Here is a 22,833-nt window from a genome sequence, read left to right as displayed (position 1 = left end):
GCGGCCATGCCTGATACTGGCCGCCCTAGATGAGAATGCACCATACGCCATGACCACACGTATTCTGACCGGTATTACCACAACCGGTACTCCTCACCTTGGTAATTATGCAGGCGCTATCCGTCCTGCCATTGTAGCCAGTCGCTCGGCCGATACCGACTCGTTTTATTTCCTGGCGGATTATCACGCCTTGATCAAGTGCGATGATCCGTTGCGTATTCAACGCTCTCGCCTTGAAATTGCTGCTACATGGCTGGCGTGTGGTCTTGATCCTGAAAGGGTCACGTTCTATCGCCAATCCGATATTCCAGAAATACCGGAGTTGACATGGCTGTTAACCTGCGTCACCGCCAAAGGCTTGCTCAACCGCGCTCATGCTTACAAGGCCTCCGTTGACAAGAACGTCGCTGCTGGCGAAGACCCGGATGCTGGCGTCACGATGGGGCTATACAGCTATCCGGTCCTGATGGCAGCAGACATCCTGATGTTTAACGCTCATCAAGTACCGGTAGGTCGGGACCAAATCCAGCACGTTGAAATGGCACGTGACATCGCTCAACGCTTCAATCATCTGTTTGGTGCCGGCAAGGATTTCTTTGAGCTGCCTGAAGCGCTTATCGAGGAGACGGTTGCCACTCTGCCGGGGCTGGATGGTCGCAAGATGTCCAAAAGCTACGATAACACGATCCCGCTTTTTGGGACCGCCAAGCAGCTCAAGGAGGCGATTGCCCGTATCGTCACTGATTCGCGAGAGCCGGGCGAACCCAAAGATCCGGACAGCGCTCATTTGTTTACGCTTTATCAGGCATTTGCTACAGCCGAGCAGACGGCCGAGTTCCGTCATGATCTGCAGGGTGGTCTGGCTTGGGGAGAGGCCAAGCAGCGTCTGTTCCAGCTTGTGGAGGCAGAGCTGGGCGAGGCAAGAGAGCATTACAATGCATTGATTGCCAAGCCAGACGACATTGAAGACGTTCTTCTAGCCGGTGCTACCAAGGCGCGCAAGATAGCTACACCGTTCCTGGGTGAGTTGCGCGAGGCTGTGGGGCTTCGTTCCCTGAATGCCCAGGTCAAGACTGAAAAGACCAAGAAAAAGGCCGCGAAGCGGGCGCGTTTCGTTAGCTTCCGCGAACATGATGGTACTTTCCGCTTCAGACTGCTGGCCGCCGATGGCTCTCAACTGCTGCTTTCTCGCGCCTTTGCGGATCCAAAAACCGCTGGGCAGATGACGCAGCGCCTCCAGAGCGAGGTTGGGCAGCTGGAAGTCAAGGCAGAAGAGCTACGCTTCACGGTATGGCTGGCTGGCGAGCCTGTGGCGGAAAGCCCGGACTTCGCTAATGCCGATGAGCGTCAACACGCTGTTGATGCCTTGCGTGAAGCACTGGTGGAAATGACTGCCGAGTAATGGCGCCTATCGCCGAGGCGGGCAGCTTAAGCCGCTTGCCTCGTTAATTGTCAACTTGGAAGCTCGCCGCTAAAGTGAGCTCCCCTTCGAATCTATGCAGCCTGTCATGACACCCTTAGAGCGCTACAAGGCCGATCTGGAACGTCCCGACTTTTTTCATGACCCTGCTCAGGAGCAGGCGGTAAAGCATCTTCAGCGGCTTTATGATGACCTGGTTAGCCAGGCAGACAGCAAGCCTGGGTTGCTAGGCCGTCTTTTGGGTAAAAAGCCCGCCGGCCCTGTAAAGGGGCTTTATTTCTGGGGCGGAGTAGGGCGCGGCAAGACCTATCTGGTTGACACCTTTTATGACTCACTTCCCTTCGACAAGAAGATGCGTACCCACTTTCATCGGTTCATGAAGAGGGTGCATGAGGAGTTGAAGACGCTAAAAGGTGAGAAGAACCCATTGACCATTATTGGTCGGCGCTTTGCGGACGAAGCTCGTGTCATCTGCTTTGACGAGTTTTTCGTATCGGACATTACCGACGCCATGATTCTGGCAACGCTGCTGGATGAGCTGTTCAAAAACGGCGTATCGCTAGTGGCAACTTCCAATATCGTCCCTGATGGGCTTTACAAGGATGGATTGCAGCGCGCCCGCTTCTTGCCTGCGATTGAATTGCTGAAGCAGCACACCGAAATCGTCAATGTCGACAGCGGTGTGGATTATCGTTTGCGTGCGCTGGAGCAGGCTGAGCTTTATCACTGGCCGTTAACGGAGCAGGCCGAGACGGAAATGGCCAAAAGCTTCAAGGCGCTTACGGTGGAGTGCGGTAGTGCATCAACTGGTGAGCCGTTGGTTATCGAGAACCGGGAGATCAAACCACGCAAGACGTGCGACGATGTAGCCTGGTTCGAGTTTCGAGAGCTCTGTGACGGTCCTCGTAGCCAGAACGACTACATTGAGCTGGGTAAGATCTTCCAGGCGGTACTGGTTTCCAACGTCGAGCAGATGAATGCAACAAAAGACGATATGGCGCGTCGTTTCATCAACCTGGTCGATGAGTTCTACGACCGTAACGTTAAATTGATCCTGTCGGCAGAAGTTGAGCTTAAGGATCTGTATGCAGGTGGACGGCTCGAGTTTGAATTTCAGCGTACGCTGAGCCGTTTGCTGGAAATGCAATCCCACGAATATCTGTCGAGAGCGCATAAGCCATAAGATTCAGGGGCCGCAAGTGTGGCCCTGCTGCTATCTGGAACTGGCTGCATTCAATCCGGTTCGAATACCGTAATGGTAACGACAGGAGTCAATGTGGCTACTTCACCTTTCAATGAGTGGGACGGCACGCCCGCCGCTGCGCGCAAACAGCAGATTGAGCTGGCCGAGCAGGTCAGACTGGAGGATGACTTTCCTTCGCTGCGTCTGATTGCTGGCGTGGATGTAGGCTTTGAGGAGGAGGGTACCGTGACCCGTGCTGCGGCCATCCTGCTCAATGCTGAAACATTGGATCCCATTGCTCAGGCGGTAGCTCGTATCCCCACCAATATGCCCTACATTCCTGGGTTGCTTTCCTTTCGGGAGCTGCCTGCGGTTCTGCAGGCCTTATCGGAGCTGCCTGAAACCCCGGACCTGATCTTTTGCGATGGTCACGGGATTGCTCACCCAAGGCGCTTGGGTATTGCTGCCCACTTGGGGGTCGTTACAGGACTGCCAACGATAGGGGTTGCGAAAAAAATCCTGACGGGAAGCCATGAACCTTTGGCAGAAACACGGGGCTCTCAAGTGGACCTGCTTGCCAAGGGAGAGTTGATTGGCACTGTTTTACGCAGCAAGGACAAGGTAAAGCCTCTAATCGTGTCGCCCGGTAATCGGGTCAGTTTGAAAACAGCACCGGAACTGGTTATGGCGTGCGTGCGTAAACACCGCCTGCCCGAGCCGACCCGATTGGCTGATCGACTGGCTTCTCGGCGAGACAAGTCTTCTCAGACATCAGGTCAGCTTGAGGATCAGGGTGATTTATTCTCGTAGCGTAAGCGCTTTCTTGAGGGAAAGCGCTTTTCCGTTAGGGCGCTGGATTGGGTTGGATTTTATGAATGGCCTCAATGCCTGCGACCACTTCCTCCGATAGCGTCAGATTTATGCTGTCGAGATTGCTTTGAAGCTGCTCCAGAGAGGTCGCTCCAATGATATTGCTGGTAACAAATGGACGGCTGGTAACGTAAGCCAGTGCCATTTGTGCAGGATCAAGGCCGTGCTGCTTGGCTAGCTGAACGTATTGTTCGGTAGCTCGCATCGTTTCAGGATTGTTGTAGCGAGTGAAGCGGCTGAACAGTGTCAGGCGTGCGTGTTTTGGCCTTGCGCCATTGGCGTACTTTCCGGTCAGCATACCAAACGCCAGTGGCGAATAGGCCAGCAGCCCGCATTGCTCGCGGATAGCGATTTCCGCCAAACCTACTTCAAAGGATCGGTTCAGGAGGTTGTAGGGGTTCTGAATCGTGACTGCCCGTGGCCAGCCGCGCTCTTCCGCCAGCTGAAGAAAGCGCATCGTGCCCCATGGTGTCTCATTGGAAAGCCCTATATGGCGAATCTTTCCCGCCTGGACCTGCTCATTCAAGACTTCAAGCGTTTCCTCAAGCGGTGTAAACGTCTTGTCGTTATGGACATAACCCAGCTTGCCGAAAAAATTGGTTTCTCGGTCCGGCCAATGCAATTGATAAAGGTCGATGTAATCCGTTTGCAGGCGCTCAAGGCTACCTTCCAACGCCGCAACAATATGCTGCCGGTTGTGCTTGAGGTTGCCGTCACGGATGTGGGAAATGTTATTGCCCGGCCCTGCAACCTTGCTGGTCAGGATCCATTGGTCACGGTTGCCTCGCTTCTTGAAGTAATTTCCGATAATGCGCTCTGTCTGGCCATAGGTCTCTGGTCGCGGCGGGACAGGGTACATCTCGGCGGCATCCATGAAATTGAGGCCATGTTCTGCTGCCCGGTCTATTTGAGCGAAAGCTTCATCCTGGGTGTTCTGCTCTCCCCAGGTCATGGTGCCCAGGCAGAGTTCGCTGACGCTGATAGTGGTTCGTCCAAGACTACGATACTTCATTTAATTTCCTTTCTTGATGTGATAACAGTTGATATTTTCACAGTAATCGTCATAATTCCGCAGCTTTATTGACAGGGGATGCCTAGCCTGTCGATTTTCGCCGTAGCGGACGCGCTGACCCGAGCCCCCGATTAGCGTCTGTTTCCGGCTGCCCTTGACTTGTCAAGGATCGTACTGTTCTGTAAGATTTGCCGTCTTTTTTCAGGCGGCCCTGAGGCCATAACGAATGAAAACCTTCACAGCAAAACCGGAAACTGTTAAGCGCGACTGGTATGTCGTCGACGCTGCCGGCCAGACCCTGGGTCGTCTGGCTACTGAAATTGCTAGCCGTCTGCGTGGCAAGCATAAGCCGGAATACACTCCTCATGTTGATACTGGCGACTATATCGTTGTTATCAATGCCGAGCAGGTTCGTGTAACTGGCGCCAAAACTACCGACAAGATGTACTACCACCATTCCGGCTTCCCGGGTGGTATCAAGTCGATCAACTTCGAAAAGCTGATCGCTCGTGCTCCTGAGCGCGTTATCGAAACCGCAGTCAAAGGTATGTTGCCGAAGAACCCGCTGGGTCGCGACATGTATCGTAAGCTGAAGGTTTACAAAGGTAGCGTTCATCCGCATACCGCTCAGCAGCCTCAAGAACTGAAGATTTAAACGGGATAGTACATAATGTCGGCGACTCAAAATTACGGTACTGGCCGTCGTAAGACAGCTACCGCTCGCGTTTTCCTGCGTCCGGGCACTGGCCAAATTTCCATCAATAATCGTAACATCGACGTATTCTTCGGTCGTGAAACAGCTCGCATGGTGGTTCGTCAGCCGCTTGAGCTGACTGAAACCCTCGAGAAGTTCGACGTGTACGTAACTGTTGCGGGTGGCGGTGTTAGCGGCCAGGCCGGTGCTATTCGTCACGGTATCACTCGTGCTCTGATCGAATACGACGAAACCTACCGCAGCTCTCTGCGCAAGGCGGGTTATGTTACCCGTGACGCGCGTGAAGTTGAGCGTAAGAAAGTCGGCCTGCGTAAAGCGCGTAAGCGTCCGCAGTACTCCAAGCGTTAAGCTCCAGCAGCTTCGCTTGCAAAACCCAGTCTCTTTCGAGACTGGGTTTTTTTTTGCCCTGCGTCTGTTGCCTAGGTATGTTTGGGCAGGTTTGGCTAAAGCAGATGAATAGGTTCTCTCGTTGAATTTAAGTATCCTCTGCCTTCGCGTGACATGGCTTGGGTGGTGGCCGAAGGGGCTTTGAATGAGTGATGGAGGTGTCAATCAGGGGCGTCGCCGACTATTGGTGGCGGCAACCTCGGTAATAGGCGCAGTGGGGGTCGCTGGCGCCGCTATCCCGTTTATTAAGTCATGGTCTCCAAGTGCCAAGGCGAAAGCCGCTGGCGCTCCGATAAGGGTCAATATTTCCAAGTTGGAGCCGGGGCGGCAAATTGTTATTGAATGGCGTGGTCAGCCTGTTTTTGTACTCAGGCGTGGCGCAGATGCATTGGAGCGCCTGTCGAGGTTGGAAAATCAGCTGGCTGACCCTGATTCTCATGACTCAATACAGCCCGATTATGTAAACAGTCGCTTGCGTTCAATCAGGCCGGATGTGCTGGTCGTGGTAGGTGTTTGCACTCATTTGGGCTGCTCCCCGATCTTTAGGCCGGAAGTTGCCCCTGCTGACCTAGGAACGGAGTGGTTGGGAGGATATTTCTGCCCATGTCATGGCTCACGCTATGATCTGGCTGGAAGGGTGTACAAGGCGCAGCCTGCGCCGCTCAATCTAGTGGTTCCGCCTTACGCTTACGAGTCTGAACATATTATTGTGATAGGCATGAGTCAAGAGGAGGTGGGATGAGCAGGTTGAAGGCTTGGCTAAATGCTCGTTTTCCTGCTTCGCGTCTATGGAGCGAGCACCTAAGCCACTATTACGCACCCAAGAACTTTAATGTCCTTTATTTTTTTGGATCCCTGGCCTTGCTTGTCCTGGTCAACCAATTGGTAACAGGCATTTGGTTGGCGATGAGCTATACCCCTACGGCAGCAGGTGCCTTTGCTTCAATTGAATACATCATGCGCGATGTCGATTACGGCTGGCTCATTCGCTATCTGCATTCAACAGGCGCCTCAGCTGTTTTTATTGTTGTCTACCTGCATATGTTTCGAAGCCTGCTCTATGGGTCTTACCAAAAGCCGCGCGAGTTAGTCTGGGTCTTTGGCATGTTGCTATACCTTGTGCTCATGGCCGAGGCGTTCATGGGATACCTGCTGCCTTGGGGGCAGATGTCTTATTGGGGGGCTCAGGTAATCATCGCTCTGTTTGGCGCCATTCCTGTAGTGGGCGAAGACCTGGCGCAATGGATACGCGGCGATTACCTAATTTCAGGTATTACGCTCAATCGCTTCTTTGCGCTGCATGTTATCGCGCTGCCACTACTGCTGGTCGGGTTGGTGGTGCTGCATATTCTTGCCCTGCACGAAGTGGGTTCCAATAATCCGCTGGGGGTGGATATCAGGAAAAGCCTTGATGAAACGGGTAAGCCGCTTGATGGTATTCCCTTCCATCCGTATTACACCGTCAAAGACCTAATGGGTGTGGCGGTCTTTCTCTTTATCTTCTGTAGCGTGGTTTTCTTCTTTCCTGAAGGTGGTGGTTATTTTCTGGAGAGATCGAATTTTGAAATTGCTGATCCGCTGAAGACGCCTGAACATATCGCTCCAGTTTGGTATTTCACGCCTTTTTACGCGATGCTTCGAGCTGTGCCTGACAAGCTGGCCGGCATCATGATCATGGGAGCAGCTATTGCCGTCCTATTCGTGGTGCCCTGGCTAGATCGCAGTCCTGTTAAGTCGATGCGCTTCAAAGGATGGATGAGCCGATTGGCCCTGTCGCTCTTTTGTATGGCCTTTGTAGCGCTTGGCGTACTAGGGGTTCTTCCGCCTACGTCTGAACGGATTTTTCTATCTCGCTTGGCTACTGTGCTGTACTTTGGCTATTTCGTGTTCATGCCGTTTTACACCCGTGTCGAGCGGGTAGGTCTGGTACCTGAGAGGGTGGTAAGGTGATGCTGTTCAGACTAATGGCATTGCTGGTGCTCACGTGTATGCCATTAGCCCTGAAGGGGGCGGAAAATGTTCCGTTTGAGAAGGTTCGCGTTGACCTTTCTGACAAGGCCGCCCTTCAGGAAGGGGCGCGCACCTTTGTTAATTTTTGTATGGGGTGTCATGGCACCCAGTATCAGCGTTATGAGCGTGTAGCTAGGGACCTTTCCATTCCTGAGGATGTTCTACAAAAAACACTAATTTTTACTGAGGCCAAGCCAGGCGATCACATGACTTCAAGTATGCGTGCTGAGGATGCAATGGGCTGGTTTGGCACCGTACCTCCTGATTTGACGCTGGTGGCTCGCGTTCGAGGGGAAGACTGGCTGTATCACTATCTCAAAGGATTTTATGAAGATCCCTCCAGGCCCTGGGGCGTGAACAACCTCGTATACCCTAATGTAGCCATGCCAAATGTCCTGGGCGCTTTGCAGGGCCGTCAGGCTTGTCTGTCGGTAGAAGAGAATAGCGCAGGCAGTTGCAGGGAGCTTGTTGTCATTTCAGGGACAGGATCGCAAACCGCTGAGCAGTTTGACCAAACGATTCGCCATCTTGTGGCTTTTCTAGCGTATTCAGCGGACCCGAATAAAGAAAAGGCTGAGCGGATTGGCGTTTATGTTCTAGCGTATCTGGCAATTCTTTTTGTATTTGCCTACCTGCTCAAGCGAGAATATTGGAAAGACGTCCAATGATGTCTGTTTTTAGTGGGATCTGTGCCGTGAGGTGCGATCGTTTGCCCTGTTTGGGGCTGCACAGCGAAGAAGTGTATGGCTAATGTAACGCGTCTCACCTGTTTTTCTGACTCTAGGGATCCGTACTCGCATCGTGTTCGCCTTGTGCTTGCCGAGAAGCAGGTCGATGTGGAGGTTAAAGATATCGATCCTGCCAAGTATCCGGCAGCACTGGCTGATGCGAATCCCTACAGGACGCTACCTGTTCTACAGGATCGTGATCTTGTGTTATATGACTCGACCATCGTGCTGGAGTATTTGGAGGAGCGCTATCCCCACCCTCCGCTATTGCCGGCTTACCCTGTCGCTCGAGCACAGATGCGATTGCTCATGCATCGCATCCAGAAGGATTGGTGCGACAGCGCTGATGTCATCATGAGTCAGCAAAAAGGAGGTGGTGATGTTCAGCAGGTTCGCCGGCAGCTCGGCAGCAGTCTTTCTTCGGTTGCTCCTCTTTTTGCAGACAAAAAATTCTTCTTAAATGAAGAAATGAGTCTGGTTGACTGCTATTTATTGCCTTTGCTCTGGCGTTTGCCTGGCCTGGGTGTTGAGTTGCCGCGACAAGCCAAGCCGATTTTTGATTATATGGATCGACATTTCGTCCGCGATACCTTTCAGGCGAGCTTGTCGCCAGTTGAGCGCGAGATGCGCTGATAGGAGGAACATAATGAACTCAAGCCGTCCCTATTTGATTCGGGCGCTGTATGAGTGGATCGTGGATAACGATTGCACGCCGCATATCCTGGTCAATGCGGACTATCCGAATGTGCTGGTTCCGCCGGGCTATGCCAGTGACGGTCAGATTGTTCTCAACGTTGCGCCGGGAGCTATTCGCCAATTGCACATGGATAACGAAGCCGTGAGTTTCGATGGGCGGTTTGGTGGTGTAGCCCATAGTCTCTATGTGCCCACCCAAGCTGTTCTGGCTATCTATGCGCGCGAAAATGGGCAGGGGATGGTGTTTGATCTGGAGCCTTCTTCTCCAGATGATGATCCCAAGGGTAAGTCGGAAGGTTCTGCGCCTAAGTCGGCGCCAAGCAAGCCGCAAGGGCGGCCTAGCCTGAAAGTAGTCAAGTAAAACGAAACCGCCCACATCAGTGGGCGGTTTTCATTCAGCGCTTCAGTGAGGCGGGTAGGTGAGGTTGCAGCGTAGTCAACAGTGCCTTGAAGCACTTGGTGTTGCCTGCTACTACATGGCCTTTTTCAAGGTAGTCATGGCCGCCATTGAAGTCGCTGACCAGACCACCAGCTTCCTGAATCAGTAGCGCACCTGCTGCCATATCCCACTCGGATAGCCCCATTTCCCAAAAGGCATCGAATCGACCAGCGGCCACATAAGCTAGATCCAATGCAGCAGATCCCGCGCGGCGAATACCTGCGGTTTGGGTGCTCAGGGTGCGGAACATGCCTAGATAATTATCCAGGTAATCCATATTGCTGGAGCGATACGGGAAGCCAGTGCCGATCAAGGCACCCTCAAGGCTTTTGCGAGTGCTGACACGCAAGCGTCGGCCATTGAGAGCGGCGCCACGTCCGCGACTGGCGGTAAATTCTTCCTGACGAACCGGGTCCAATACAACGGCATGCTCGATGCGGCCGCGATACTTGCACGCGATGCTGACAGAGAAGTGCGGGACGCCATGAATGAAGTTGGTGGTTCCATCCAGCGGATCGACGACCCACAGATAATCAGCGCCATCACCCTGACCTTCGATGAGCCCGGACTCCTCGCCTAGGAAGCCGTGGTTGGGGTAAGCCTTGCGTAAAACGTTGAAAATAGCTTGTTCGGCGGCCCGGTCGACCTCGGTCACGAAATCGTTGGCGCCTTTTTCGTCGATAGCGATGAGGTCCAGGCGCTCGATTGAGCGAAAGATCAATTCACCGGCACTACGAGCTGCGCGCAGCGCAATGTTCAGCATGGGCTGCATGAGAAACCACCTGGTTGTAAAAGAAAGCCGGTTATTCTAGCAGAAAAGAATGCAGAGAGCGGTTGCCTTGTCGGCATGAATGGTTTTGCGCACAGGGGTCCGGTAAGATTCGCACCTTTAAAGAGGGGGTGCTACTTGCTCGAGAACATACGCGTTGTCCTAGTTAACACAAGCCATCCTGGCAATATTGGCGGTGCGGCTCGCGCCATGAAGAACATGGGATTGAAGCGGCTGTATCTGGTGCAGCCTGAGCAATTCCCCCATGGCGATGCCGTAGCGCGCGCATCCGGTGCCACGGATGTGCTGGATAATGCTTGTGTTGTCGAAACGCTGGAAGATGCGCTGACAGGGTGCAGCGTTGTTCTGGGAACCAGCGCAAGGGATCGCCGTATCCCCTGGCCGCTGCTCGATCCCCGTGAGTGCGCACAAACGTCGCTGCAGCATGCTGAGGTGGGTGGGGAGGTGGCGCTGGTATTTGGTCGCGAGTATGCAGGCCTGACGAATGAAGAGCTTCAGCGCTGCAATTTTCATGTTCATATTCCTTCTGACCCGGAATTTGGCTCTCTGAATCTTGCGGCTGCGGTACAGGTGCTCGTCTACGAGGTACGCATGGCATGGTTGGCCCTTCAAGGGCAGCCCACCAAGATGAACAAGGTCGAAAGTACAGCCATGCTCAATACCCAGCTGGTCACTGTTGAGGAGTTGGAGCTGTTCTATCGCCATCTCGAGGAAACGCTTATCGATATTCGTTTTCTCGATCCCGAGAAGCCTCGCCATCTCATGTCTCGCCTACGCAGGCTTTATGGGCGCAGTGCAATCACCAAGCTGGAGATGAATATCCTTCGTGGTGTTCTGACCGAGACGCAAAAGGTTGTTCGTGGCGAAAAATGCAAAACTGATGATGTCTGAAGGCCAGTTTTAGCCGAGTGCGCCAACGCCTCTGGTCGGCTTTAATGGTTGACTGAATCGATAGGGCTTATAGTTGACTTAAATAGTCAGGAATTGCATACTTGACCTATCTAAAGTACATCCTGGTTTTGCCATGAGACTGACAACCAAAGGACGATACGCCGTCACCGCCATGCTTGATCTGGCGCTGCATGCGCAGCGTGGACCGGTCTCCCTGGCTGACATCTCTGAGCGCCAAGGTATATCGCTTTCCTATCTTGAGCAGCTGTTTGCCAAGTTGCGCCGTGGCACTTTGGTAACCAGTGTGCGTGGACCGGGCGGTGGTTATCAACTGTCGCGCGATATGCAGGACATTCATGTCGCTCAGGTCATCGATGCCGTAAACGAGTCTGTCGATGCTACCCGCTGTCAGGGGCAGGGCGATTGCCATTCCGGTGACATATGCCTGACGCATCACTTGTGGTGCGATCTGAGCGAGCAGATTCATACGTTTCTCAGCGGTATCACGCTAGCGGATCTAGTCGCGCGTAATGAGATACAAGCTGTAGCGAACCGTCAGGACAAGCGAGTGTGCAATAGCCGAACTCGTGCCTCGGACATTGAAAAGATTGAAGCGTCCGCTATTGAGTGAGCCGGCCGCCAGCCTGATATAGGAGTTACCGATGAAATTACCGATTTATCTTGATTACTCTGCAACTACTCCAGTCGATCCACGTGTCGCTCAGAAAATGAGCGAGTGTCTCTTGGTAGATGGTAACTTTGGTAATCCAGCCTCACGCTCGCACATGTTTGGCTGGAAGGCTGAAGAAGCGGTTGAGAATGCTCGCCGTCAGGTTGCCGAGCTAGTGAATGCCGATCCACGTGAAATCGTTTGGACATCCGGTGCGACCGAATCGGATAACCTGGCGATCAAAGGTGTGGCTCACTTCTATCAGAGCAAGGGCAAGCACATCATTACGTCGAAGATCGAGCACAAGGCCGTATTGGATACGACTCGCCAGCTCGAGCGCGAAGGTTTCGAGGTAACTTATCTAGAGCCGGGTGAAGATGGGCTGATCACGCCGGATATGGTTGAAGCAGCGCTGCGCGAGGACACCATTTTGGTTTCCCTGATGCACGTTAACAACGAAATCGGCACCGTCAATGACATCGCAGCGCTGGGTGAGCTTACGCGTGCCCGTGGCATCTTGTTCCATGTAGATGCTGCCCAGTCAACTGGTAAGGTTGAGATCGATCTTGAGACGCTGAAAGTTGACCTCATGTCCTTCTCGGCACACAAGACCTATGGTCCGAAAGGCATCGGTGCGCTTTATGTTCGTCGTAAGCCGCGCGTTCGTCTTGAGGCGCAGACCCATGGCGGCGGTCACGAGCGTGGTATGCGTTCCGGTACGCTGGCGACTCACCAGATCGTCGGGATGGGCGAGGCCTTTCGAATTGCCAAGGAAGAGATGGCGCAGGAAAACGTTCGTATCAAGGCGCTGAGCGATCGTTTCTACAGCAAGCTTCAGGATATGGAAGAGCTGTATGTAAATGGCAGTCTGGTTTCACGCGTACCGCATAACCTGAACTTGAGCTTCAATTATGTAGAGGGTGAATCCCTGATCATGGCGCTCAAGGATCTGGCGGTATCGTCGGGTTCGGCCTGTACTTCGGCCTCGCTTGAGCCTTCCTATGTGCTGCGTGCGTTAGGCCGTAACGATGAACTGGCTCATAGCTCCATTCGTTTCACCTTTGGCCGTTTCACGACCGAAGAAGAAATTGATTACGCCGCCGAGAAAGTACGTGACGCAGTAACCAAACTGCGTGAACTTTCTCCGTTGTGGGATATGTACAAAGAGGGCGTTGACCTGACCACAGTTGAATGGCAGGCACACTAAACCGCTCCTGATGAGTGAGGATTGAGAAATGGCTTACAGCGATAAAGTAATCGATCACTACGAAAACCCGCGTAACGTTGGCAAATTCGATGCCGAAGATCCTGACGTCGGAACAGGCATGGTTGGTGCGCCGGCGTGTGGTGATGTCATGCGTCTGCAGATCAAGGTCAACGATCAGGGCATCATCGAAGATGCACGCTTCAAGACCTATGGTTGTGGCTCTGCCATTGCTTCCAGCTCGCTCGCTACCGAGTGGATGAAGGGCAAGACTATCGATGAGGCAGAGGCGATCAAGAACTCCATGATTGCTGAAGAGCTAGCTCTGCCTCCGGTCAAGATTCATTGCTCGGTTCTGGCCGAAGATGCCATCAAGGCGGCGGTGCAGGACTATAAGCAGAAGAAAGGTTTGGCTTGAGGAGGCACTGATGGCCATTAGCATGACTGAATCTGCTGCACGTCACGTGCAGCGTTCTCTGGAAGGACGCGGCAAAGGCGAGGGTATCCGTCTGGGCGTACGTACCACCGGATGTTCGGGCTTGGCCTATGTGCTGGAATTCGTTGATACGCTGGCTGAAGAAGATCAGGTGTTCGAAAGCTATGGCGTCAAGGTCATCATTGATCCGAAGAGCCTGGTCTACCTTGACGGTACCGAGCTGGACTTCGTCAAGGAAGGACTCAACGAGGGATTCAAGTTCAATAACCCTAACGTGCGCGGTGAGTGTGGCTGCGGCGAAAGCTTCAACGTTTGAGGTCGCCCGTGGGAACGCCTTGTCACTTTGCCTTGTTCGATCTCAAGCCGTCTTTTGCGCTTGATCTCGAGCAGCTTTCGAGTCGCTATCGTGAGCTTGCGCGTACAGTGCATCCTGATCGCTTTGCCGATGCCCCCGAGCGGGAGCGGCGACAGGCGCTGGAGCGTGCGGCGCAGTTGAACGAGGCGTATCACGTTCTCAAGACTCCCTCGCGGCGAGCCCGTTACCTGCTGTCGCTTCAAGGGCATGAAATGCCTGTTGAGGCGACTATCCAGGATCCCGACTTTCTCCTTCAGCAGATGCAGTGGCGTGAAGAGTTGGAAGAATTGCAGGATGAGGGGGACGTTGATGGTATCGCGCCCTTCAAGCAGCGTTTGAAGAAATCCCAGGCTGAACTCGAGCATGAGTTCGATTCGTGTTGGGAGAACGCTTCGAAACAGGAAACTGCAGAACGGCTTGTTCGCCGCATGCAGTTTCTCGACAAGCTGAGCAGCGAAGTGCGTCAGTTGGAAGAGCGCCTCGACGATTAATCTGGCGCCTGCTTAAAGGCGCCCCTAGCACAAGCTGAATAGCAATGGCTTTATTGCAAATTGCCGAACCTGGAATGGCTCCCAAGCCGCATCAACGCAAGTTGGCGGTAGGGATTGATCTGGGCACTACGAATTCTCTTGTCGCTGCCGTGCGCAGCGGCGTCTCTGAGCCGCTTCCTGATGAGCAGGGCGGTGTCATTCTTCCCTCAGCCGTTCGCTATCTGGAAAAGGATATTGAAGTAGGGAATGTAGCCAAGCAAAGTGCTGCACAAGACCCTTTCAATACGATTCTTTCCGTAAAGCGCTTCATGGGTCGCGGTCTGGCTGACATCAAGCAGTTGGGCGAGCAGTTACCCTATCGATTCGCTGAAGGCGAGTCCCACATGCCTTTCATTGAGACGATACAGGGACTCAAGAGTCCTGTTGAGGTCTCAGCCGAAATCCTTCGTGTACTGCGTTCGCGTGCAGAAAAGACCCTGGGTGGCGAATTGGTTGGCGCGGTAATAACCGTTCCGGCTTACTTTGATGACGCGCAGCGCCAAGCGACCAAGGACGCTGCCAAGCTGGCCGGTTTGAATGTGTTGCGGCTGCTTAACGAGCCCACCGCAGCGGCAGTGGCCTATGGGTTGGATCGTGGTGCGGAGGGCCTCATTGCGATCTATGACCTGGGCGGCGGCACATTTGATATTTCCATCCTGCGTTTGAGCAAAGGGGTTTTCGAAGTCCTGGCTACCGGAGGTGATAGTGCCTTGGGTGGTGATGATTTTGACCATGCCATTGCGACCTGGGTAATTGAACAGGCGGGGCTGTCTACTAATCTGTCGCCCTCGGAGCAACGTCAGTTACTGCAATTAGGCTGCATGGCCAAAGAGCAATTGTCGGGGCAACCTACTGTTACGCTCAGTTACGGTGCCTGGCAGGGCGAGCTTACTCGCGAGCACTTTGAAACACTGATCGAGCCGTTGATCGCGCGAAGCCTGAAAGCTTGCCGTCGCGCAGTGCGTGACTCTGGTTGCGAGCTTGAGGAAGTCAAGGCGGTAGTCATGGTGGGTGGCTCCACTCGCGTGCCGCAAGTCCGATCCGCAGTGGCCAGGCTGTTCGGTCGCGAGCCACTGACGGACATTGATCCGGATAAGGTTGTTGCCATCGGTGCGGCCATTCAGGCTGATACCTTGGCGGGTAACCGTGGTGGCGAAGAGCTCTTGCTGCTAGATGTCATTCCGCTCTCCCTTGGGCTTGAAACCATGGGCGGTTTGATGGAAAAGATTATCCCGCGTAACACGACCATACCTGTGGCACGTGCCCAGGATTTCACAACGTATAAAGATGGCCAGTCAGCCATGATGATTCATGTGCTGCAGGGTGAGCGAGAGCTGGTGAAAGATGCTCGTTCGCTGGCTCGTTTCGAGCTGCGCGGCATTCCGCCTATGGTGGCTGGCGCTGCCAAGATCCGTGTGACTTTTCAGGTAGATGCGGACGGCTTGCTGAGCGTCTCGGCGCGAGAGCTCTCCAGTGGTGTGGAAGCCAGTATCCAGGTCAAGCCATCCTATGGTCTGACGGATGGTGAAATCGCGCGTATGCTGCAGGATTCTTTCCAGAATGCTGGCGATGACATGAACGCTCGCGTGCTACGTGAGCAGCAAGTCGAGGCGCAACGTCTTCTAGAGGCGGTCCAGGCGGCTGTCGCTGAGGACGGCGATCGTTTGCTGGACGCTGAAGAGCGTGAAGTTATAGAGGCCGAGATCGACAAGCTAAAGAGTCTTGTCGACCATTCAGATGCCTCTGCTATTGAAGTACAAACCAAGCGTCTTTCCCAAGTGACCGATGCATTCGCGGCTCGCCGGATGGATGCATCGATCAAGGCGGCCCTGGCGGGTCGTCGTCTTAACGAAATCCAGGAGTAAGTTCACCATGCCGCAGATCGTTTTTCTGCCCCACCCAGAGCATTGCCCCGAGGGCGCGGTGATCCAGGCCGAAGAAGGTGAAATCATTATCGATGCAGCGTTGCGCAACGGTATTGAAGTCGAGCATGCCTGTGAGATGTCTTGTGCCTGTACGACCTGCCATGTCGTCGTTCGTGAAGGCTTCGGCTCCATGGAGCCGTCTGACGAGCTTGAAGATGACATGCTGGACAAGGCATGGGGACTGGAGCCGGAGTCCCGGCTGTCCTGTCAGGCAAAGGTTGGCACTGCCGACTTGGTCGTTGAAATTCCCCGCTACACCATCAATCAGGTATCGGAACGTCACTAAGGAAGATCATCATGGCGATGAAATGGGTCGATGTGCTGGATATCGCAATCGCTCTTTCCGAAGCTCACCCGGATGTGGATCCCCGCTATGTAAATTTCGTGAATTTGCGTAACTGGGTCACCGCACTGCCCGGGTTTGACGATGACCCCCAGCGGGGTGGCGAGAAGGTACTCGAAGCCATCCAGGCTGCGTGGATTGAAGAAGCGGACTAACCTATTCTTCGTTAGCCTACGCTTTTGACCGAAGCCCGCGTATAATCCGCGGGTTTCGTTTTTGCTAAATGCCCAACTTTGGAGTTGTCATGTCTGTTCAACGCACCCTTTCTATCATCAAGCCGGACGCTGTAGCCAAGAACGTCGTTGGTGAAATCATCACTCGCTTCGAAAAGGCTGGCCTGCGCGTTGTGGCCGCGAAGATGGTTCAGCTCTCCGAGCGCGAAGCCGGTGGCTTCTATGCTGAGCACAAAGAGCGTCCTTTCTTCAAGGATCTGGTGTCCTTCATGACTTCCGGTCCGGTCGTTGTTCAGGTTCTGGAAGGCGAAAACGCCATTGCCAAGAACCGTGAGCTGATGGGCGCTACCGATCCCAAGAAAGCAGACGCCGGTACCATCCGCGCTGATTTCGCTGTTTCCATCGATGAAAACGCTGTTCACGGTTCTGATTCCGAAGCATCGGCTGCCCGTGAAATCGCTTACTTCTTCGCTGCAACTGAAGTTTGCGAGCGCACTCGCTGATCCACAGGTGAATCCATGAGCAATACAGTCGGCAAGACTAACCTGCTGGGGCTTACCCAGCCACAAATGGAGCAGTTCTTCGAGTCCATCGGAGAGAAGCGCTTTCGTGCCGGCCAAGTGATGAAATGGATTCACCACTTTGGCGTTGATGATTTTGACGCCATGAGTAATCTCGGCAAGGCCTTGCGCGAAAAGCTCAAGGCCTGCGCCGAGGTTCGTGGCCCCGAAGTAGTAAGTGAAGATATTTCGGCGGATGGCACCCGCAAGTGGGTCATTCGTGTGGCTTCCGGTAGCTGCGTTGAGACGGTTTACATTCCTCAGGACAAGCGTGGCACGCTGTGTGTTTCGTCACAGGCAGGCTGTGCACTTGACTGCAGTTTCTGTTCGACCGGAAAGCAAGGTTTCAATAGCAATCTCACGGCTGCCGAAGTCATCGGCCAAGTGTGGGTTGCCAACAAGTCATTTGGTACTGTGCCGGCCAAGATCGACCGTGCCATTACGAACGTCGTGATGATGGGCATGGGTGAGCCGCTGCTCAATTTCGACAATGTCGTAGCTGCCATGCAAATCATGATGGATGATTTGGGCTATGGGATATCCAAGCGCAAGGTAACGCTATCCACGTCAGGGGTTGTGCCCATGATTGAGGAGCTGGCCAAGCACGTCGATGTGTCTCTGGCGCTGTCGCTGCATGCGCCCAACGACGCCTTGCGCAACGAGCTGGTACCGATCAATCGCAAGTATCCTCTGGCCATGCTGCTGGATGCCTGTCAGCGGTACATTAGTCAGTTGGGTGAAAAACGTGTTCTGACCATTGAGTACACTCTACTCAAGGACGTCAACGACCAGCCCGAGCATGCTGTGCAGATGATTGAATTGCTGCGCAACGTGCCCTGCAAGATCAATCTGATTCCTTTTAATCCTTTCCCTCATTCCGGTTACGAGCGCCCCAGCAAGAATGCGGTGCGTCGCTTCCAGGAACTCCTGCAGCAGGCCGGTTTCAATGTCACCGTGCGTACTACGCGTGGCGATGATATCGATGCAGCCTGTGGGCAGCTGGTAGGAAAGGTTATGGACCGTACTCGGCGAAGCGAGCGGTACATTGCTGTACGCCAGTTGAATAATGAGAACGATGCGGCTTTGGGTGTTCGCCAGAATTAATTAAAAGGAGAGGGTTAGTGATGTTGCGTGCAGTATTGGCTTTGGCAGTTGCAGGACTTTTAACCGGCTGCGTCACTACTGGCTCTACTGACCCTCTGAGTACGGGAAAAGGTCGTGATCATGCCCGGGACGCCTACATTCAGTTGGGTCTGGGCTATCTGCAGGAAGGAAACACCGAGCAGGCCAAGATCCCGCTGAAACAGGCCCTGCAGCTTGACTCCTCGAGCGCCGATGCCCATGCCGCGCTGGCATTGGTGTTCCAGACCGAGATGGAGCCCAAACTGGCTGACGAAGAATACCGCAAGGCCATGTCAGCACGCCGTAACGATTCCCGTATTCTCAATAATTACGGAAGCTTTCTTTTTGAGCAGAAGCGATACAGCGAAGCCTACGATCGTTTCATAGAGGCCTCGCAGGATCCTTTGTACCCTGAACGCTCGCGAGTCTTTGAAAACCTCGGTTTAACTGCGTTAAGGTTGAATAAGCCCGAATTGGCACGCCAGTATTTGGAGAAGTCGCTGAGACTGAACAGCAACCAACCCAAGGCTTTGCTGGAAATGGCGCAGCTCTCTTATGCGGCTCGTGAGTATGTACCTGCACGTGGGTATTACGAAGCATTTAGCCGCATTTCGCCCCAGGATGCGCGTAGCCTTTTACTGGGCATCCGTCTGGCCGAAGTATTCAACGATCGCGATACGGCTGCCAGTTATACCTTGCAATTGAAGCGGCTTTATCCCGCTTCTGAAGAATATAAACAACTTCAGTCGGAGCAACGATGAGTAATGTGCAACCTGAGGCTGTAATGTCAGCTCGTGGTAATCCAGGCGACATACTGCGCCAGGCTCGCATTTCCAATGGGTGGAGCATCGCTCAAGTGGCTGCTCAGATGAATCTGAGTGGGCATGTCATCGAGTTGCTGGAAGCTGGGGACTATCAAAAGCTGCCAGGGCATACGTTTGCCCGCGGTTATGTCCGCTCCTATGGGAAGCTGCTGGGGCTTGATCAGGCTGAGCTTGTAAAGGTCTTCGATCAGTACACAGGGACCGATGCCAAAGGCAGTACGGTTCACACCATAAACCGTGTTGAAGAACCGGTGCGCTTGTCGCGTAACGTCCTGCGTATCGTCAGCTTTATTCTGGTCGTTGTTATCATTGGGCTTGGCCTGTTCTGGTGGCAGGAGCGCTCCGGGCTTGGTATGGGCGGTAATGGCCTTAGCCTTGAGCATGTCGAAGTAGAAAGCGCAGACGGCACTACTGAAATTCATACGCTTGATGAGCCTGAAGATCAGGCTGTGGCGGAAGCTCAAAAGGCTGAGGTGCCCGCTGCATCAGAGCCAGGTGTGCCCGCTACACCGACTGCTCCCGCTGCCAATGCTGTTGCGCAAACGCCTGTGCCTGCAGCGAATACCGCTTCCGGTGCGGCAGCCAATGGAGCTGCGAATGCTGCTCCTGCTACGGCCGCTACACCGACTACTCCGGTTGTATCGACCGATGCTGCGCTTGCGCCTACCACGCCGCCAGCCGGCGAAACTGCGCCAGCGGCAGGGCAGGGAGGCTTGAGCATTCAGCTGGTAGCGGACTGCTGGATGCAGATCACAGATGCGTCGGGGAAAGTTATTTACAGTGGCCTCAAACGAAAGGGTGATACCCTGCAGTTTGAAACGGTAAAAGCTCCTGTGGAGATTCGTTTAGGCTACGCACGGGGTGCGCAAATTACCTATAACGGCCAGCCTGTAGACATCAAACCCTATGTACGTGGGGAAACTGCTCGCTTCAAAGTAGGACAGGCGTCTCAGTAACCAGAATTGCAGTACGATCAAAGCGGCATCATTCTGCCGCTTTGATTTTATTATCGGATCATATTTTATAGTTCTCTGGTTTTAACCAGTCTCCGTAAGGATCTGGTATTTATCAGGAAGAAGAGTCCTGTCATGCATAGCGAATCGCCGATCAAACGTCGCCCTTCTCGAAAGATCTGGGTAGGCTCCGTGCCGGTAGGAGGCGATGCTCCTATCGCGGTACAGAGCATGACGAACACCGAAACCTGTGATGTTGCCGCAACAGTTGCGCAAATCCGTCGTCTGGAAGATGCAGGCGCTGATATCGTTCGGGTTTCAGTTCCCGACATGGATGCTGCAGAAGCATTCGGTCAAATCAAGCAGCAGGTGAATGTTCCCCTGGTTGCAGACATTCATTTTGACTACAGAATTGCCCTTCGGGTAGCTGAACTCGGTGTGGATTGTCTGCGTATCAACCCTGGCAACATCGGGCGTGAAGACCGGGTCAGGGCGGTAGTCGATGCGGCGCGTGACAAGAACATTCCGATTCGTATCGGCGTGAATGCGGGCTCTCTGGAAAAGGATCTGCAGAAAAAATATGGTGAGCCTACCCCTGAAGCGCTACTGGAATCAGCCATGCGTCATGTCGATTACCTCGACAAACTGGATTTCCAGAACTTCAAGGTTAGTGTGAAGGCGAGTGACGTCTTCATGGCCGTATCGGCTTATCGCTTGCTGGCGAAGCAGATCGAGCAGCCGCTACACCTGGGCATCACCGAGGCAGGTGGTTTGCGTTCCGGCACCGTAAAATCTGCGGTTGGCCTGGGCATGCTGCTGGCCGAAGGTATTGGCGATACCATTCGTATCTCCCTGGCGGCGGATCCGGTCGAAGAGATCAAGGTGGGTTTCGATATCCTGAAGTCGTTGCGCTTACGGTCACGCGGCATCAACTTCATTGCCTGTCCAAGCTGCTCTCGCCAGAACTTTGATGTGGTCAAGACCATGAATGATCTGGAAGGGCGCCTGGAAGATCTTCTGGTTCCCTTAGATGTGGCCGTTATCGGCTGTGTGGTCAATGGGCCAGGAGAGGCCAAAGAGGCTCACGTAGGGTTGACTGGCGGCACGCCTAATAACCTGGTGTATATCGATGGCAAGCCTGCACAAAAGCTGACCAATGAGAATCTGGTGGATGAGCTGGAGCAGCTGATTCGCCGCAAAGCGGCTGAAAAAATGGAAGCGGATGCGGCTGTTATTGTCCGTAGCTGAATGCCGTTAGAGAATTGAATTAAGGACTCCTCGTGAGCAAGTCTTTGCAAGCCATTCGTGGCATGAACGACATACTGCCAGAGCAGACGCCAGCCTGGCGCTATCTGGAAACAACCTTCGCTACCTTGCTGGATGGGTACGGCTACAAGGAAATCCGACTGCCTATCCTCGAATTCACCGAGCTGTTCGCTCGGGGTATCGGCGAGGGCACCGATGTGGTCGACAAGGAAATGTATACTTTTCTCGACCGTAACGGTGAGTCGCTGACGCTTCGTCCGGAAGGCACAGCAGGGTGTGTTCGCGCCGTGCTGGAGCACGGCCTTACGGGCGGTGGCCAGGTTCAGAAACTCTGGTATACGGGACCCATGTTCCGCTACGAGAAGCCGCAAAAAGGACGCTATCGCCAGTTCCATCAGATTGGCGTAGAGGTCTTTAACTTGCCTGGGCCGGATATCGATGCTGAGCTGATCATCATGACGGCGCGCCTGTGGAGGCAGCTGGGTATTGATGATGCCGTTACACTGCAGCTGAACAGCTTGGGTTCAAGCGAAGCGCGTGCAGCCTATCGGGATGCCTTGGTTGATTACCTCAAGCAGCATTTCGATCAGCTGGATGAAGACAGTCAGCGTCGTTTGACGACTAATCCCCTGCGTATTCTGGACAGCAAGAATGCCCAGACACAGGCCCTGCTGACCGATGCTCCCACGTTGTCGGATTATCTAGACGAAGAGTCTCGTGCCCATTTTGAAGGCTTGAAGGCACGCCTTGAGGCAGCAGGCATCGAGTACACGATCAATCCGAAGCTTGTGCGGGGTCTGGACTACTACGGTCGTACCGTATTCGAGTGGGTAACCGATAAGCTGGGCGCACAAGGTACGGTGTGCGCTGGTGGACGCTACGATGGTCTGATCACTCAGTTTGGTGGAAAGCCTACGCCAGGCGTTGGTTTTGCCATGGGTGTCGAGCGTCTGGTGCTGATGCTTGAGACGCTGAACAAGATTCCCGCCGAGCTTAGCCGTCCGATGGACATCTACCTATGCACCTTTGGTGAAGCGGCAGAACTAGCCGGTCTGGCCTTGGCCGAGCAGCTGCGTACGGTCTTGCCGTCCTTGCGTCTGGCGGTTAATGCTGGCGGCGGAAGTTTCAAGAGTCAGTTCAAGAAGGCAGACAAGAGCGGTGCATGGTTTGCTCTGATTCTGGGTGAGGATGAGCTGGCGCAGCGCCAGGTTGGCCTCAAGCCCTTACGTAATGATAGTGCCCAGGAGATGGTCGCCTGGGATCAGTTGTCCGCACGCCTGCACGATAGCTTGCAGCAGCAGACGTCCGCACACAGCGAAAGCGAATAGGAG

The 22,833-nt window shown here is 53.9% G+C and carries 27 protein-coding genes; 25 read left to right on the top strand and 2 right to left on the bottom strand.

Annotation, left to right across the window (positions count from 1 at the left end):
- Positions 1 to 49 precede the first annotated feature (49 nt).
- The 3 genes from EAW52_RS16865 (at position 50) to nfi (ending at position 3,413) form a co-directional block, all read left to right on the top strand.
- Positions 50 to 1,402: a tryptophan--tRNA ligase gene (locus EAW52_RS16865; protein ID WP_122043305.1), complete on the top strand. Its 1,353-nt coding sequence runs from the start codon at positions 50 to 52 to the stop codon at positions 1,400 to 1,402.
- Positions 1,403 to 1,508: 106 nt separating this feature from the next.
- Positions 1,509 to 2,603 carry a cell division protein ZapE gene (zapE, locus tag EAW52_RS16860; protein WP_037030784.1) on the top strand — a complete coding sequence of 365 codons (1,095 nt, stop codon included), beginning with the start codon at positions 1,509 to 1,511 and terminating at the stop codon, positions 2,601 to 2,603.
- Positions 2,604 to 2,675: 72 nt separating this feature from the next.
- On the top strand, positions 2,676 to 3,413 hold the full coding sequence (gene nfi, locus EAW52_RS16855) for a deoxyribonuclease V (RefSeq protein ID WP_177411936.1): 738 nt from the start codon (positions 2,676 to 2,678) through the stop codon (positions 3,411 to 3,413).
- A gap of 34 nt (positions 3,414 to 3,447) precedes the next feature.
- Here the strand turns inward: nfi and EAW52_RS16850 are convergent, their stop codons facing one another.
- Positions 3,448 to 4,485, bottom strand: coding sequence for an NADP(H)-dependent aldo-keto reductase (locus EAW52_RS16850; RefSeq protein WP_122043303.1), 1,038 nt, complete (start codon positions 4,483 to 4,485; stop codon positions 3,448 to 3,450).
- Between the two features lie 226 nt (positions 4,486 to 4,711).
- Here EAW52_RS16850 and rplM point away from each other — a divergent pair, with 226 nt between their 5' ends.
- From rplM to EAW52_RS16815, 7 genes are all read left to right on the top strand, one after another.
- On the top strand, positions 4,712 to 5,140 hold the full coding sequence (gene rplM / locus EAW52_RS16845) for a 50S ribosomal protein L13 (RefSeq protein WP_010797309.1): 429 nt from the start codon (positions 4,712 to 4,714) through the stop codon (positions 5,138 to 5,140).
- A gap of 15 nt (positions 5,141 to 5,155) precedes the next feature.
- Entirely contained in the window at positions 5,156 to 5,548 is a 393-nt protein-coding gene (gene rpsI / locus EAW52_RS16840; protein ID WP_010797310.1) for a 30S ribosomal protein S9, read from the top strand.
- 184 nt (positions 5,549 to 5,732) lie between these two features.
- Positions 5,733 to 6,329: a ubiquinol-cytochrome c reductase iron-sulfur subunit gene (petA, locus tag EAW52_RS16835; protein ID WP_122043302.1), complete on the top strand. Its 597-nt coding sequence runs from the start codon at positions 5,733 to 5,735 to the stop codon at positions 6,327 to 6,329.
- A complete protein-coding gene (locus tag EAW52_RS16830; RefSeq protein ID WP_122043301.1) occupies positions 6,326 to 7,537 on the top strand; it encodes a cytochrome bc complex cytochrome b subunit in 1,212 nt (403 codons plus the stop codon). The genes petA and EAW52_RS16830 overlap by 4 nt, the downstream gene beginning before the upstream one ends.
- A gap of 2 nt (positions 7,538 to 7,539) precedes the next feature.
- Positions 7,540 to 8,265: a cytochrome c1 gene (locus EAW52_RS16825; protein ID WP_372238926.1), complete on the top strand. Its 726-nt coding sequence runs from the start codon at positions 7,540 to 7,542 to the stop codon at positions 8,263 to 8,265.
- Between the two features lie 75 nt (positions 8,266 to 8,340).
- Positions 8,341 to 8,958 carry a glutathione S-transferase N-terminal domain-containing protein gene (locus EAW52_RS16820; protein ID WP_122043299.1) on the top strand — a complete coding sequence of 206 codons (618 nt, stop codon included), beginning with the start codon at positions 8,341 to 8,343 and terminating at the stop codon, positions 8,956 to 8,958.
- A gap of 13 nt (positions 8,959 to 8,971) precedes the next feature.
- Positions 8,972 to 9,382 carry a ClpXP protease specificity-enhancing factor gene (locus EAW52_RS16815; protein WP_010797315.1) on the top strand — a complete coding sequence of 137 codons (411 nt, stop codon included), beginning with the start codon at positions 8,972 to 8,974 and terminating at the stop codon, positions 9,380 to 9,382.
- Between the two features lie 34 nt (positions 9,383 to 9,416).
- On the opposite strand, the gene suhB is transcribed toward EAW52_RS16815, so the two are convergent.
- Positions 9,417 to 10,232 (bottom strand): inositol-phosphate phosphatase, encoded by an 816-nt coding sequence (gene suhB / locus EAW52_RS16810; RefSeq protein WP_010797316.1) that lies wholly within the window; start codon positions 10,230 to 10,232, stop codon positions 9,417 to 9,419.
- 135 nt (positions 10,233 to 10,367) lie between these two features.
- On the opposite strand from suhB, the gene trmJ reads away from it, so the two are divergent.
- The 15 genes from trmJ (at position 10,368) to hisS (ending at position 22,830) form a co-directional block, all read left to right on the top strand.
- On the top strand, positions 10,368 to 11,141 hold the full coding sequence (trmJ, locus tag EAW52_RS16805) for a tRNA (cytosine(32)/uridine(32)-2'-O)-methyltransferase TrmJ (RefSeq protein WP_026003925.1): 774 nt from the start codon (positions 10,368 to 10,370) through the stop codon (positions 11,139 to 11,141).
- Between the two features lie 133 nt (positions 11,142 to 11,274).
- Positions 11,275 to 11,772, top strand: a complete 498-nt coding sequence (gene iscR / locus EAW52_RS16800; protein WP_010797318.1) for a Fe-S cluster assembly transcriptional regulator IscR — start codon at positions 11,275 to 11,277, stop codon at positions 11,770 to 11,772.
- A gap of 31 nt (positions 11,773 to 11,803) precedes the next feature.
- Positions 11,804 to 13,018, top strand: a complete 1,215-nt coding sequence (locus tag EAW52_RS16795; protein WP_122043298.1) for an IscS subfamily cysteine desulfurase — start codon at positions 11,804 to 11,806, stop codon at positions 13,016 to 13,018.
- A gap of 28 nt (positions 13,019 to 13,046) precedes the next feature.
- Positions 13,047 to 13,433 (top strand): Fe-S cluster assembly scaffold IscU, encoded by a 387-nt coding sequence (iscU, locus tag EAW52_RS16790; RefSeq protein ID WP_019365648.1) that lies wholly within the window; start codon positions 13,047 to 13,049, stop codon positions 13,431 to 13,433.
- Positions 13,434 to 13,443: 10 nt separating this feature from the next.
- Complete coding sequence (iscA, locus tag EAW52_RS16785) at positions 13,444 to 13,767, top strand: iron-sulfur cluster assembly protein IscA (protein ID WP_122043297.1); 324 nt, start codon at positions 13,444 to 13,446, stop codon at positions 13,765 to 13,767.
- An 8-nt stretch (positions 13,768 to 13,775) separates the two neighbouring features.
- Entirely contained in the window at positions 13,776 to 14,297 is a 522-nt protein-coding gene (hscB, locus tag EAW52_RS16780; protein WP_122043296.1) for a co-chaperone HscB, read from the top strand.
- Between the two features lie 44 nt (positions 14,298 to 14,341).
- A complete protein-coding gene (gene hscA / locus EAW52_RS16775; protein ID WP_122043295.1) occupies positions 14,342 to 16,201 on the top strand; it encodes a Fe-S protein assembly chaperone HscA in 1,860 nt (619 codons plus the stop codon).
- Positions 16,202 to 16,208: 7 nt separating this feature from the next.
- Positions 16,209 to 16,547 (top strand): ISC system 2Fe-2S type ferredoxin, encoded by a 339-nt coding sequence (fdx, locus tag EAW52_RS16770; protein WP_122043294.1) that lies wholly within the window; start codon positions 16,209 to 16,211, stop codon positions 16,545 to 16,547.
- 11 nt (positions 16,548 to 16,558) lie between these two features.
- On the top strand, positions 16,559 to 16,759 hold the full coding sequence (gene iscX, locus EAW52_RS16765) for a Fe-S cluster assembly protein IscX (protein WP_010797325.1): 201 nt from the start codon (positions 16,559 to 16,561) through the stop codon (positions 16,757 to 16,759).
- Positions 16,760 to 16,848: 89 nt separating this feature from the next.
- A complete protein-coding gene (gene ndk / locus EAW52_RS16760; protein ID WP_010797326.1) occupies positions 16,849 to 17,280 on the top strand; it encodes a nucleoside-diphosphate kinase in 432 nt (143 codons plus the stop codon).
- Positions 17,281 to 17,295: 15 nt separating this feature from the next.
- Positions 17,296 to 18,441 carry a 23S rRNA (adenine(2503)-C(2))-methyltransferase RlmN gene (rlmN, locus tag EAW52_RS16755; RefSeq protein ID WP_010797327.1) on the top strand — a complete coding sequence of 382 codons (1,146 nt, stop codon included), beginning with the start codon at positions 17,296 to 17,298 and terminating at the stop codon, positions 18,439 to 18,441.
- A 17-nt stretch (positions 18,442 to 18,458) separates the two neighbouring features.
- A complete protein-coding gene (gene pilW, locus EAW52_RS16750; protein ID WP_026003924.1) occupies positions 18,459 to 19,220 on the top strand; it encodes a type IV pilus biogenesis/stability protein PilW in 762 nt (253 codons plus the stop codon).
- Positions 19,217 to 20,239 (top strand): RodZ family helix-turn-helix domain-containing protein, encoded by a 1,023-nt coding sequence (locus EAW52_RS16745; RefSeq protein ID WP_122043293.1) that lies wholly within the window; start codon positions 19,217 to 19,219, stop codon positions 20,237 to 20,239. Before pilW ends, EAW52_RS16745 begins: the two co-directional genes overlap by 4 nt.
- Positions 20,240 to 20,371: 132 nt before the next feature.
- A complete protein-coding gene (ispG, locus tag EAW52_RS16740; RefSeq protein WP_122043292.1) occupies positions 20,372 to 21,484 on the top strand; it encodes a flavodoxin-dependent (E)-4-hydroxy-3-methylbut-2-enyl-diphosphate synthase in 1,113 nt (370 codons plus the stop codon).
- Positions 21,485 to 21,516: 32 nt separating this feature from the next.
- On the top strand, positions 21,517 to 22,830 hold the full coding sequence (gene hisS, locus EAW52_RS16735; protein WP_122043291.1) for a histidine--tRNA ligase: 1,314 nt from the start codon (positions 21,517 to 21,519) through the stop codon (positions 22,828 to 22,830).
- Positions 22,831 to 22,833 lie beyond the last annotated feature (3 nt).

The organism is Pseudomonas sp. LTJR-52 (genome assembly GCF_003691465.1).
Taxonomy (GTDB): Bacteria; Pseudomonadota; Gammaproteobacteria; order Pseudomonadales; family Pseudomonadaceae; genus Chryseomonas; species Chryseomonas luteola.
This window is presented reverse-complemented; position numbering and strand designations above follow the sequence as displayed.

Bases quoted from the DNA above. Each gene is read 5' to 3' on its own strand.
- EAW52_RS16865 (WP_122043305.1), top strand. From the start codon at position 50: ATGACCACACGTATTCTGACCGGTATTACCACAACCGGTACTCCTCAC.
- hscA (WP_122043295.1), top strand. From the start codon at position 14,342: ATGGCTTTATTGCAAATTGCCGAACCTGGAATGGCTCCCAAGCCGCAT.
- EAW52_RS16830 (WP_122043301.1), top strand. From the start codon at position 6,326: ATGAGCAGGTTGAAGGCTTGGCTAAATGCTCGTTTTCCTGCTTCGCGT.
- EAW52_RS16815 (WP_010797315.1), top strand. From the start codon at position 8,972: ATGAACTCAAGCCGTCCCTATTTGATTCGGGCGCTGTATGAGTGGATC.
- EAW52_RS16795 (WP_122043298.1), top strand. From the start codon at position 11,804: ATGAAATTACCGATTTATCTTGATTACTCTGCAACTACTCCAGTCGAT.
- fdx (WP_122043294.1), top strand. From the start codon at position 16,209: ATGCCGCAGATCGTTTTTCTGCCCCACCCAGAGCATTGCCCCGAGGGC.
- rplM (WP_010797309.1), top strand. From the start codon at position 4,712: ATGAAAACCTTCACAGCAAAACCGGAAACTGTTAAGCGCGACTGGTAT.
- suhB (WP_010797316.1), bottom strand. From the start codon at position 10,232: ATGCAGCCCATGCTGAACATTGCGCTGCGCGCAGCTCGTAGTGCCGGT.
- zapE (WP_037030784.1), top strand. From the start codon at position 1,509: ATGACACCCTTAGAGCGCTACAAGGCCGATCTGGAACGTCCCGACTTT.
- ndk (WP_010797326.1), top strand. From the start codon at position 16,849: ATGTCTGTTCAACGCACCCTTTCTATCATCAAGCCGGACGCTGTAGCC.
- nfi (WP_177411936.1), top strand. From the start codon at position 2,676: ATGGTAACGACAGGAGTCAATGTGGCTACTTCACCTTTCAATGAGTGG.
- iscX (WP_010797325.1), top strand. From the start codon at position 16,559: ATGGCGATGAAATGGGTCGATGTGCTGGATATCGCAATCGCTCTTTCC.
- EAW52_RS16820 (WP_122043299.1), top strand. From the start codon at position 8,341: ATGGCTAATGTAACGCGTCTCACCTGTTTTTCTGACTCTAGGGATCCG.
- rpsI (WP_010797310.1), top strand. From the start codon at position 5,156: ATGTCGGCGACTCAAAATTACGGTACTGGCCGTCGTAAGACAGCTACC.
- iscU (WP_019365648.1), top strand. From the start codon at position 13,047: ATGGCTTACAGCGATAAAGTAATCGATCACTACGAAAACCCGCGTAAC.
- petA (WP_122043302.1), top strand. From the start codon at position 5,733: ATGAGTGATGGAGGTGTCAATCAGGGGCGTCGCCGACTATTGGTGGCG.
- EAW52_RS16745 (WP_122043293.1), top strand. From the start codon at position 19,217: ATGAGTAATGTGCAACCTGAGGCTGTAATGTCAGCTCGTGGTAATCCA.
- ispG (WP_122043292.1), top strand. From the start codon at position 20,372: ATGCATAGCGAATCGCCGATCAAACGTCGCCCTTCTCGAAAGATCTGG.
- rlmN (WP_010797327.1), top strand. From the start codon at position 17,296: ATGAGCAATACAGTCGGCAAGACTAACCTGCTGGGGCTTACCCAGCCA.
- iscA (WP_122043297.1), top strand. From the start codon at position 13,444: ATGGCCATTAGCATGACTGAATCTGCTGCACGTCACGTGCAGCGTTCT.
- EAW52_RS16850 (WP_122043303.1), bottom strand. From the start codon at position 4,485: ATGAAGTATCGTAGTCTTGGACGAACCACTATCAGCGTCAGCGAACTC.
- iscR (WP_010797318.1), top strand. From the start codon at position 11,275: ATGAGACTGACAACCAAAGGACGATACGCCGTCACCGCCATGCTTGAT.